A 12,063-nucleotide genomic window follows, 5' to 3' on the forward strand; every position below is an offset into this window, starting at 1 on the left:
AGCTCTAAATAAGAGGCTTCATTGCTCAAACATTCCTCAATAATTTTCTTTTTAAACTGCTCAGAATAATTGTTATTGCTACCTTTCGATATTAAAGCCGAAGGCCCATGTATTCTATACTTATTAAGGTACTTTCGAAAGTTTTTATTATTTAATTTTAAGCCATAATTTTCCTGTAGTTCTGCATAGGATATTCCACTGATTAAATAGAGATCAATAAAATACATTAACTCATTAGCTGAATAACGTTTATTTTTACGCATGAAAAACTCCCCCTAAAATAGTTTTACTTTTTCAAGTGTCTACTTTAGGGGGAGCATATCAATGCAGTGTTTCTGTCTTATTTTGTTTGTTTAGTTGATGATTGAACACCTTTAACTGGTAAATTCTCAGCATGTTGAATAGCCTCTAAAATCGTCCGTGCGTAAAGATTAGCGCCTTTTCCAATCGTATCCATATCATTCCCAAAATGAATATAATCACTATCCACCCAAATATCTGGACGTTTAGCAGCCGCTTCATGCCAATCGGCAATTGAAATAAAATCATATTGCTTCGCTAGTTTTAATTCATATGCACGATGTTTCTCAGCAATCGGATCGTCATAGGTTTCAGAATTCCCATCATAAGGTGTAACAAAAATCAAATGGTAACCATCTGGAATTGTTTTTACAATTTGATTTAATTCTTCTTCATAATTATAAATAATATTCACACCTGTCGCGATAATAATATTGCGAACAATAGCACCATTGGCAATATTGTTTTTCAAAATAGATAGCGCTTGACTAGTATTTCGACTACCTTTTGCATCAACAATTAATTCTGGCATCATTGTTTCTAATGACCCTCTTGCTCTTAGTGTAACGGAATCGCCAATTATCATTGCACCTTTTGGCACATTATATTTAGTAGCTTTTTGGCGATTGACGAACTCACGAGTCGTTTCCATATTATCTTTTGATTGAATAAGACCTTGTGTGAGCATATCTTGTTCAAATGCTCCAACAGCTGGTGCCTCTTGAACAATTGCATATGCATGAATCATAAATAATAAACTAAAAAGATAAATAAAATACTTGTAAGGTGTAATATTCCATTGATTGAATAAAATCACTTGTTTTCCTACCAATAGTGGTTCTATAAAGTAATAAGAAAATGTGGCAAAGACAATCGACAAAATGATGGTCACACTAACGGCTAAACTATGACTCATGCGCTCTGAAAAAATAATATAAAAAGGCCAATGAAATAAATAAACACCATAACTAATATTAGCAATATAAGTTATCCAGACTGGTTCTTCTTTAGTTGGCGTTTTTTCATGTAAAACACGAGCAGACAAAATCATTAATGCCGCCAAAGCACTAGCTGGAACGAATCCTATATAATAAGTCATTTTATCATCAAATGATAACCCTAAAGATAAGGCTAAAAGTAAAACAACACTAACTCCCATCGTACCAATGGCATGTTTCGTTTGCCATGATTGATGAACACGTTCAAAAGATACAGTCAGGCGATGAACTCCTACAAAAGTAGCTAACATACTCCCAATAAAAAATGGGAAAACATGTGTCCATGATGAAAAGTAAACAATCGATAGTTGATTCGTGAAATAAGCACGTATCATCATACTGATAGCACTTAACCCAAATAAAGCTAGTGAAGTTAAAAAAACGATACCTCTAAAATGTCCTAAACTTTTAGCACGTCGACTCACTCCCCAGAGTACAATGGCCCAAACGATATAAAAATGAACTTCAATCGCCAAACTCCATGTATGAACATAAAGATGTGGAACAAATTGCGCTTCATAATTACCACCTGTCAGTATTTCAAAGTAGTTCGTTACAAAACCTAATACGGCTAACACTTGACGACTCATGCCTGCAATAAAATCTGAACGAACTAACTGTGTAAAAGGTAAAGTAACTACTAACATTAAAATAACAGGGGGAACAATTCGGTAAAAACGCCGATTAAAAAAACGTTTTAAATTAATCCGTTTATCTCGACTATATTCATCAATTAACAGAGCAGTAATTAAATAGCCTGAAAAAGTGAAAAAAATGTCAACTCCAATGAACCCACCAGGTAGTTGTTTAATATAAAAGTGATAAAGTAATACGAGTAACAGACCGACAATTCGTATAATTGAAAACCATTTTATTTTCATTTTTGATAAATCCCCTGTTTAAAAGTCCCCTCATAAATGGTATGTGTCTCCGTTGTCAATACGCCCTTGCCTTCCGCTTTGCCTTCTTTAAAAGTCCCTTCGTACTGCCACCCTTTACTGGAAATAAAAATCCCACGACCGTCAAAAAGTCCGTTCGAAAAATTCCCTTTATATAAACTACCATCTTCAAACACTAGTGTTCCCATGCCGTTCATTTTATGATTTCTAACAGTTCCTGTATATTCAATTTTCTTTTGATCCAATTGAATCGTATCTTCATACGTTAACATGCTCTGATAAAGAACGGTTAGAGCACAAAAAATAATTAGACTAGCAAATACATATTCCAATTGAATCTTTTTCATAAAAGATAAAATATTCTCCATGATAGTCATCCTTTTTATTGATATAGCTTTATTATGCCTTTTTGTTGATTAAAAGACAAATGATTTAATAGGAGTAATTTCGGAGCAACAAAAAAAGAGCGAACCCGCTCTTTTTTTCAAGTTTATGCTAAATGTTCTTCAATTAAAGCTTCTAATTTTTCTTCTGGTTGAAGACCAATCATTTTTTCAACAACTTCGCCGTCTTTAAACAACATTAATGTTGGAATACTCATAATGCCGTATTTTACAGCTTGTTCTTTATTTTCATCTACATCAAGTTTAGCTACAGTCATTTTTCCTTCAAATGTTTCTGCTAAAGACTCAATAACTGGCGCTTGCATACGACATGGACCACACCATGGTGCCCAAAAGTCTACTAATGTTAACCCTTCGCTAACTGTTTCTTCAAACATTTGATCTGTTAATTCTAATACCATTTTTATTCCTCCTTTAAATCGTTGTTTCATATAAGATGCTACAACCTATTTTACTCAATTCGTTTCAAATGTAAACAGAATTGCTCAATCTTTAAAATATACAATCGTCGCACCATAACCACCTTCATTAGGCGCACCAAATTTAAAACGTTTAACTTGCGAGTGAGCTTTTAACACTTGATGAACAGCATCACGAATCGCTCCTGTTCCCATACCGTGGATAATGGTTACGAATGGATAGTTTGCTAATAAAGCCTGATCTAAATACAATTTCAATTCATGTTGCGCATCTTCAAAACGCTTACCGCGTAAATCCAATGTGGTTGAGACATGAACTGATTTAGCACTTTTTAAAGTATGTTTTGGCTTTTCTTGTTCTTTTGGTGGTTGAATCCATTCCAAATCTTTCTCTGGCAATTTCATCTTAATAATTCCCATTTGAACCGCCCACTCTTTTTTACCTGTTTTTTCAAGTAAGACACCCCGTTGACCAAAACTTAATACGTGAACTTCTTGTCCCACTTTTAATACTTCTTCCGAGGCGCGTTGACGTTTTGCACGTTTTAAAATGCGATTGCCTGCAAGTTCAGGTCGTAAACTTTCCATTTGACGCTTTTGATCAATTAATTCATGTTCTTTTACAACAGATGTTTTGGCTTCTTTTTGCATTTCGCGAATGTCACTCATAATTGCCTCAGCTGCTTTAAGTTTATCATCAATTAAACGTTGCGCTTCTTCTTCTGCTTCTTTTAATAAACGTTGACGTTCTTTTTGGTAACGATTATATTCAATCGTTAAATCATTCAATAAGCGTTCACTTTGTTTCAGTTGTTGACGCAGTTGTTGACTATCATTGTCGGCATGTCGACGTTTTTCATCCAATTCCTTGATCACACGGTCTAATGCGTGACTTTTGGTTGAAATCCCTTGTTGGGCAGACTCTATAATCGATGCGGGCATACCTAAACGACGTGAAATGTCTAATGCATTACTTCTTCCAGGTACCCCCATCACTAATTGATACGTTGGCTTTAACGTCTCTGAATCAAATGTCATACTCGCATTGACTGTTTTTAGACGATCAGATCCATAAATTTTTAATTCAGGATAATGCGTAGACGCTACAACTAAACTGCCTAATTGGCCAATATAGTCCAAAATAGCAATCGCTAAAGCAGCACCTTCTTGTGGATCTGTACCACTCCCGATTTCATCAAATAAAATCAGACTTTTATCATCAGCTTGTTTTAAAATACGAATAATATTAGTCATGTGTGCTGAGAAAGTACTTAAACTTTGTTCAATGGATTGCTCGTCTCCAATATCAGCAAATACTCCATTAAAAATACCAACCGTACTACCTGATTCAGCCGGAATATATAGCCCAGACTGAGCCATTAATTGGAGCAAACCTAAAGTTTTTAACAAGACGGTTTTCCCACCAGTATTTGGCCCTGTAATTAAAATCGCTTCATAATCTGTTCCCAATGCAATAGTATTAGGAACAGCTTCTTTTGAATCTAACAGTGGATGAATGGCTTGGATCAAACGAATTTCTTGATGATCGTTAATTATTGGAACGTTATAGTTTGACGTATACGCCCATTTGGCACGCGCCTGAATCATATCTAAATACGCAATTTGTCGATGGTTTTCAATTAATATGTCAACCTCTGGGGCTAATTCACTACTTAATTCCCATAAAATCCGACGCACTTCTTGCTTTTCCTGCATGCGTAATTCTCTTAAATGATTACCTTCTTGGACTAATCGTCCTGGTTCAATAAATAACGTTTGTCCTGTACTACTTTGGTCGTGAACGACTCCTTTAAATATTCCTTTAAATTCTGCTTTTACTGGAATTACATAACGTTCATTTCGAATGGTAATCAAACGTTCAGACAAATAATGTGCATATTTTTCGGTTAAATATTCATTTAAGACTTCTCTTGATTTTTGTTCAGATTGGCGAATGCCTTGCCTTAATCCATGAAGCTTCGAAGTCGCGGTATCAAATACTTCTCCTTGATCACTTATCGTTTGCGATAACACGCGATAAATAGAAGGTAAATCATTTAATGCTTCAATTCGTTCTTTTAATAAAGGCAATTTTGACCATAATTCTAATTCTTTTAATACAAATTGCTTTAATTCACGAATAATTTGTAGGGATTTCTTTATCGAAGCTAACTCTTGCCCATTTAAATCTGCCGATATTTTTAAACGTTGTAACGCTGGATCCATTTGTTCAAGTGAACTTAATGGCAAGGTCTTTTGAGCTTGGATAAGCTGCATCACTTCTTCCGTCTCATCCAACCAATTTTGAATTTCATGTCGTTGTGTACTTGGTCGAATATTCATCACGTATGTTTGGCCAAGCTCTGTTCGCGTCTCACTAGCGATACGTTTCAATACACGTTTATATTCTAGAATATCTAATATTTTACCTTCAATCATTCCATCACCTATTTATCTCTCTATCTTGTATTTTTAGCGAATTAACGCCACCACCAATTCATTAATAGTTCACTAATAAATGGTGTGCGGTCAACGATAAAATACGCCAACTGACTATCTACAAATTGTTGTTGAATCATTTCTAAAGGAACAAAACTCAATAAACTGAGAAAGAAAAATGTACCCATATAATTAACGGCCATTCCTACGATAGCACCTAAAAATCCGTTAGCATGTGAGATAACAGGTAAGAAACGTACTTCACGTAATAAATAGCCCAGTAATCGTGTGATAATAACGCCACTGACTAAAATTAAAATAAACGTCAATGCCCGATAAAAAGCTGTATCTAAATTAATTTGTTCCATCGCTGAATAAAAGGTTAATCCTGTTGCATCGGTCGATGAAGGAAAAGGGACAAACATTTCAACCCATTCACTCCACTGAATATAGTATAATTTGGCAACGTAAAAGCTAACCGAATACCCCATTGTTAAAATTAATTGGAGCAAAAAACCTCGTCTCGCACCACGATAAAGGCCGATTAAAAGATTAAAAATAATAATGATTGTTAATACCACTAAGTTACCTTCTTTCTTTGGCACGAATTTGTTGGCCAGCTATTTTATTTTTAGCTTGAATTGCCTGTAACATTTGATCTGAATCAGTAATTAATCGTCGATTAACACCCACTGATTGTTCGATAGGTTGCGTTACGTCTAATTCTGACGGTGGTTCAATTAATTCTTCAGGTGCTTTTTTCAATGATTCAGCTAATTGTTTTGAAGTCGCGTTAATTGCCAATAAAATGGCGGCGTCCTCTGTTGACAAATTAGGCAATTTTTCCTTTATCTGTTTTAATTCCTTATTTAAAATAGCTGTTACAGCTTGCATGTGGTTTTGACTAAACGAACTAATCATTGTATAGTCTTTTCCATTAATTGTCGCTTTTATTCGCTGCTTATTGGACATTAGATTTCACCTCTACTTGTCATTTGGATAGATTCATTTTATCATAGTTAAGAGAATTTGACTAACAGATTAGAAGATTAAGCTTATAGGAGGAATAATAATGAATGAAGTACTCGTCTTAAAATTAAATTTATCTGAATTAAATCAATTAGCTCAACAATTGAACGATTCGATTCAAAGCAAGCCCCCGCACACCATCTTCTTAGCTAAAAAAGATGGCCATACTATTACAGCTTATCAATCCGGTAAATTAATGATTCAAGGTCCAGCCCCCCAACAATTGGCACAAGATCTTGGCATTCAAGGAGATCACACTGTTTCTTCCCCCTCAAAAAAATCTACTCGTTCAAAAAAACAGCCCTTACCGGCAGATTTCGACTCGTGGCACATTATTGGATCCGATGAAAATGGAAATGGGAGCTATTTTGGTTCGGTAACTGTCGCAGCAACCTATGTCGGACCAAAGGAAATGAAACGATTAAATCAATTAGGTGTGCGTGATTCGAAAACAATGACCGATACAACCATTCGTCAATTAGCTCAAGAGATTAAACAGACGATTCCGTACGAACTTTGCATTGTTCCCCCACAAAAATATAACGAAGTCATTCAGACGATGTCACAACATCAAATGAAAGCCATTTTACATAATCACGTCCTTACTAAATTAGAAACACGCATTTTGAATGATCACCAACCACTTGACGGACTATTAATCGATGAATTTGAAGCAACAAGTACTTATTTAAAACATATAAAAAATGAAAAGAAGAAAACACAATCTAAGCTTTATAGTACTTATCGCGCTGAAAGTGAACATCTTGCTGTTGCAGCAGCTTCTATTATTGCTCGCGATGCATTTTTAACCAGTTTAGAAACACTAGGTGCTCCATATCAAGTCATCCTACCTTCGGGCGCTAGTGCTCAAAGTGATCAAATGGCTGCTACTTTAATTAAAAAATATGGTGAAGAAGCGCTATTTCATACAGCTAAATTACATTTTAAAAATACTGAAAAAGCAAAAAAACTGGCGAGATAACTCGTCAGTTTTTTTGTGTCTCTTCATTTAATGTAAGTAATTCTGCTACAAAATATAATGATCCGAAACTAATTATAGTTGATGATGCTTGTCGAAACATTGTTTCTAAATGTTTCTTTTCAATATATGATATGTTATCAGTCAAATACGGTGCATAATCTGTAAAATCTGCTGCTCCAACATGATCAATCGTCGTCAGCAACAATTGAACATTTGAATGTTTGGGCAAAAAAACTTCTGTCAACCACGTTAAAATTTCATCAATGTGTTTTCGTTTCAAAGCAGCATATACGAGTGTAATGGATTGATTTGAAAAAGGCGGTGCATCCAATTGTTTCATTAATTGTTGAACCGCTTCTAAATTGTGTGCAGCATCAATATATATTGGCGCATCATAAGCATTCATCGCTTCTAAACGACCTGACCAAGTCACCTGTTGTAACGCCATTTGCAATTGCTTGTGAAATGAATCAGTCCATTTGATAGGCGCTATTCGATCTTGAGCAATTAATAAATAAGTATATACTGCCAAACTTGCATTAGTTACTTGATATGACCCGATTAAATGTGTCTGTAACAACATATTTATTGCAGATAGGTCATTCATCTCCCGAATGGACAAGTTAAACTGGTAAGTTCCATCCGCCAGTACATTGAGCTGATTTGCTTCAAAATTCTCGTCCCATTTAAATAAATACGCTTCAATTGAATGAGCATGCGTTTGCGCTAAATCTGATAATTCTTTTGAGAGTGGGCCGATTACCATCTTTTGTTTAGGTTTCAATACGCCTAATTTTTGTATTGCAATAGCTTCTAACGTATGACCTAACATTTCCTCATGATCACGTGCGATATTTGTCAAAATAGCATAGGCACCTGGTACAACGTTTGTTACGTCAAATAGGCCACCAATTCCCGCTTCGACAATAGCAAACTGCGATTGTCGTTGTGCTAACTCAAATAAATAAATACTAAACAACCACTCAAAAAAACCTAACTCTTCTGGTTCAAAAGTGAGTTCATTGCGAATTAACTCGACTAATTGATTAAATGATTGAATAAATGATGCAGAAGAAATAGCTTCTAAGTCAGCTGAAATTCGTTCCGTCACTTGTAATAAGTGTGGTGAGGTAAAATGAAGAACAGTCGCTTGATTCATTTGCGTTAATAAAGTCGCTAACGTTCTTCCCGTCGATCCTTTACCATTAGTCCCCACGACGTGAATAAAAGTCGTTTGATCATAACATCCCATTTGATTAAAGTAATCAAATAATTCACGCATTCTAGGAATTTTATGTTCATCACTAGTCGCTTTAAAAATAAAGGATGTTAGTACTTCAATCTCATCAATTGTATGGGGTCGAATCCATTGAGTCATTCCCTTTCACCACCTTACCTCATATTACAATTCATATTTTTGAATAAAGCGTTGAATAGTTGCTTGTTTAAAGATTAAAGTCAATACCATCGTATTTAATGGGAAAGAAATTAAATTCTTCATCACACGTAGCGGAAGAAAGACCATCCATGCCTTACCCGTCATCATTTTAATCCATAACGAACCAAATCCAATATTACAAATAAGTGTCACTGCTAAAACGGTCCACATAATACGTTGCCATGATTTTTCTTGACGATATAGACCGATACCATAAATCATTCCACCTAATGCAGCAGAAAAGGTATAACCTGGAAAGAAATATCCCCAACTTCCTCCGCCAATGAAGAAAGTCAATATATCCGACAGTCCGCCTAATGCAAACCCGGCTATTGGGCCGACTAACGCTCCCATTAAAGCCGATCCAATAAAACCAACCCCCATTTGAACATATGGCGGAATACTGAAAGGTTGGATATAACTTAACATAATACGAAAAGCGATAATTAAAGCAAATAAAGATAGTTTTAATGCTGGGCTAAATCTCACTCGATTAGATGGGTGATATGGTTTTTTTTGTAAATTCATTGCATCATTCCTTTTCAATTTAATTAAATGTCATACAAAAATGAATAACAATTTGTACGATTAGTTATTTATATAGCAAAGTATATCACAACAAATAAACAGATGCTATTTCATTTTTAATTAGAAATAGCACCTGAGTATTTCCAAAATTTTATTTTATCCTAAACTGTTTATCTTAAAATAATCCGGTAATTTCTCCCGCTTCGTTCACATCAATTTGTTCTGCCGCTGGTACTTTTGGTAAACCAGGCATAGTCATAATCTTACCGGTTAAGGCAACGATAAAACCAGCACCTGCTGATACACTTAAGTTACGAATCGTTACATCAAAATCAGTTGGTGCACCTAACTTTTGTGCATTATCTGATAGTGAGTATTGTGTTTTAGCCATACAAATTGGTAAGTCGCTAAATCCTAATCGTTCTAACTCTTTCATTTGTCGACGAGCAGCACCCGTTAATTTAGCAGAACGTCCACCGTATACTTTTTGAACGACTTGATTCAATTTTTCTTCAATCGAGTCGGTATCTTCATAAGTAAAAGTGAAGTCATTCGGTTGTTCCGTTAATTGAACCACATGATGGGCTAAGTCGACAGCACCATCGCCACCTTTTTCCCATACTTGTGAAACTTCAACTGCAACACCACGTTCACGACAAGCTTCCACTACTGCTTCTAATTCTTTTTCTGTATCTAATGGAAATTGATTAATCGCTACTACACATGGTAATTTATACACATTTTGAACTGTATCCAAATGTTTTAGTAAATTCGGTAATCCATCAATAACTGTTTGAACATTTTCGCTTCCTAACTCTTTTTTAGAAACGCCACCATGCATTTTTAATGCTCGAATAGTCGCTACTAACACTACCGCGTCTGGTTTGATGCCACCTAGACGACATTTAATATCAACAAATTTCTCTGCTCCTAAATCTGCACCGAAACCTGCTTCAGTAACCGTATAATCGGCATATTTCATACTTAATTTAGTGGCTAATAAACTATTACAGCCGTGCGCAATATTTGCGAATGGTCCACCGTGGACAATAGCTGGTGTATGTTCTAACGTTTGAACTAAATTAGGATGAATAGCTTCTTTTAGTAAGGCAGCAGCGGCACCATCTGCTTTTAAATCTTTAACTGTTACTGGTTGTCCTTCAAAATTATATGCTACAATCATCCGACCTAATTTTTCTTTTAATTCAGTTAAACTACTTGATAAGCAGAAAACAGCCATCACTTCGGATGCAACGGTAATATCAAATCCATCTTCACGAGGTACACCGTTTGTACGTCCTTGTAACCCATCAACAATGTGACGAAGTTGGCGGTCATTCATATCAACTGCTCGTTTCCATGTGATTTGACGAGGATCAATCTGTAACTCATTGCCATGATGAATATGGTTATCTAGCATCGCAGCAATTAAATTATTAGCTGCACCAATCGCATGGAAATCGCCGGTGAAATGTAAATTGATATCTTCCATGGGAACTACTTGCGCATAGCCGCCACCAGCTGCGCCACCTTTTATACCGAATACTGGTCCTAATGATGGCTCACGTAATGCGAGCATTGTATTTTTCCCAATTTTTTTCAATCCATCTGCTAAGCCAATGGACGTTGTTGTTTTACCTTCTCCTGCTGGCGTTGGTGTAATCGCCGTAACTAAAATCAATTTGCCATCAGGTTGATCACTCATTCGATTTAATTCATGTGCGTTTAATTTTGCTTTATATTTTCCAAATAAGCTATAATCGTCTTCCTTTAACCCAATGGATTCAGCAATTTCGACGATTGGTTTCATTTTTGTTTGTTGTGCTATTTCAATGTCTGATAAATATTTCATTAACATTTCTCCTTTTTCTAGTCATATAGTGATCGGACAGCTTCGTGTATTTCATTAGCCTGTTGTATTCCTTTTTCTAATAGAATTTCTCCAGATTGCTTCATTTCTTGCACGAATTTTTCATCTTTAATTAGATCTAAATTGATTAAAACATTTAACCACGCGCCTTCAAGTCCTGCTTTTAAATTAAGCGCTGCTCCACCTAAATCACTTAAAGCATGTTGATTAGATCGTCCTACAGCTAAGCGTGTTACTTCCAACGCTTCAACAATAGTCGGCATCATATTATACGGAGCCTGTGCTGCTCCTTTAAGTGCTAATTGCATTGCTTCACGGCGTTCTTTTTTTTCTTCGTCCGTATTTTTAGGCATTTTAAAAACTGCTGAGACTGCACTAAATGCTTGTACATCTAGTTCCATATGTTTTAATAATTTGTCACGTAATTGACTCGTTTGGACTAAAATATGCTCCATCACTTCTTGTGAGGCGCTATATTTCTTCTTTCCGACCGTCAACTCCGCTACCATTTGTGTTAAAGCAATTCCCATACTAGCGACTAGCGCAGAAGTACTCCCTCCACCTGGTGTTGGTGCTTTTGATCCGAGTGTATTTAAAAATTCGCTTATGGAAAGCTCTGTTAATTCCACGCTTATCGCCTCTCTTCATTGTTTTATAATTTATTATAACATGTTTTCTAATAATTATCGCATTTGCTAGATTACTCACAAGGAGAATAGTGGATAAAATTTTACAAAAAAATGCAGTAAGATGCGGA

The 12,063-nt window shown here is 35.6% G+C and carries 12 protein-coding genes; 1 reads left to right on the forward strand and 11 read right to left on the reverse strand.

Annotated elements, in window-relative coordinates; genetic code table 11:
• The 7 genes from L866_RS0104280 to L866_RS09255 all read right to left on the reverse strand — a co-directional run.
• The coding region (locus L866_RS0104280) for a hypothetical protein (protein WP_025729484.1) at positions 1-263 on the reverse strand (263 nt) is incomplete at its 3' end.
• A gap of 77 nt (positions 264-340) precedes the next feature.
• Positions 341-2,179, reverse strand: a complete 1,839-nt coding sequence (locus tag L866_RS0104285; RefSeq protein WP_025729486.1) for an acyltransferase family protein — start codon at positions 2,177-2,179, stop codon at positions 341-343.
• Entirely contained in the window at positions 2,176-2,565 is a 390-nt protein-coding gene (locus L866_RS0104290) for an MORN repeat-containing protein (protein WP_025729488.1), read from the reverse strand. The genes L866_RS0104285 and L866_RS0104290 overlap by 4 nt, the downstream gene beginning before the upstream one ends.
• A gap of 122 nt (positions 2,566-2,687) precedes the next feature.
• Positions 2,688-3,002 carry a thioredoxin gene (gene trxA, locus L866_RS0104295; RefSeq protein ID WP_025729490.1) on the reverse strand — a complete coding sequence of 105 codons (315 nt, stop codon included), beginning with the start codon at positions 3,000-3,002 and terminating at the stop codon, positions 2,688-2,690.
• 84 nt (positions 3,003-3,086) lie between these two features.
• Positions 3,087-5,459 (reverse strand): endonuclease MutS2, encoded by a 2,373-nt coding sequence (locus L866_RS0104300; RefSeq protein ID WP_025729492.1) that lies wholly within the window; start codon positions 5,457-5,459, stop codon positions 3,087-3,089.
• A gap of 41 nt (positions 5,460-5,500) precedes the next feature.
• Positions 5,501-6,064, reverse strand: a complete 564-nt coding sequence (locus L866_RS0104305; protein WP_169729070.1) for a CvpA family protein — start codon at positions 6,062-6,064, stop codon at positions 5,501-5,503.
• A complete protein-coding gene (locus tag L866_RS09255) occupies positions 6,045-6,431 on the reverse strand; it encodes a cell division protein ZapA (protein ID WP_025729496.1) in 387 nt (128 codons plus the stop codon). Before L866_RS09255 ends, L866_RS0104305 begins: the two co-directional genes overlap by 20 nt.
• A 100-nt stretch (positions 6,432-6,531) precedes the next feature.
• Here L866_RS09255 and rnhC point away from each other — a divergent pair, with 100 nt between their 5' ends.
• Positions 6,532-7,470: a ribonuclease HIII gene (gene rnhC / locus L866_RS0104315; RefSeq protein WP_035446144.1), complete on the forward strand. Its 939-nt coding sequence runs from the start codon at positions 6,532-6,534 to the stop codon at positions 7,468-7,470.
• A gap of 4 nt (positions 7,471-7,474) precedes the next feature.
• Here the strand turns inward: rnhC and L866_RS0104320 are convergent, their stop codons facing one another.
• From L866_RS0104320 to L866_RS0104335, 4 genes are all read right to left on the reverse strand, one after another.
• On the reverse strand, positions 7,475-8,848 hold the full coding sequence (locus L866_RS0104320) for a bifunctional folylpolyglutamate synthase/dihydrofolate synthase (protein ID WP_025729500.1): 1,374 nt from the start codon (positions 8,846-8,848) through the stop codon (positions 7,475-7,477).
• 24 nt (positions 8,849-8,872) lie between these two features.
• Positions 8,873-9,436 carry a folate family ECF transporter S component gene (locus L866_RS0104325; protein WP_025729502.1) on the reverse strand — a complete coding sequence of 188 codons (564 nt, stop codon included), beginning with the start codon at positions 9,434-9,436 and terminating at the stop codon, positions 8,873-8,875.
• A gap of 175 nt (positions 9,437-9,611) precedes the next feature.
• On the reverse strand, positions 9,612-11,288 hold the full coding sequence (locus tag L866_RS0104330) for a formate--tetrahydrofolate ligase (RefSeq protein WP_025729504.1): 1,677 nt from the start codon (positions 11,286-11,288) through the stop codon (positions 9,612-9,614).
• Between the two features lie 17 nt (positions 11,289-11,305).
• Entirely contained in the window at positions 11,306-11,935 is a 630-nt protein-coding gene (locus L866_RS0104335) for a cyclodeaminase/cyclohydrolase family protein (RefSeq protein WP_025729506.1), read from the reverse strand.
• Between the last annotated feature and the right edge of the window lie 128 nt (positions 11,936-12,063).

Origin of the sequence: Atopobacter phocae ATCC BAA-285 (assembly GCF_000526675.1) — a bacterium.
GTDB classification, from domain to species: Bacteria; Bacillota; Bacilli; order Lactobacillales; family Aerococcaceae; genus Atopobacter; species Atopobacter phocae.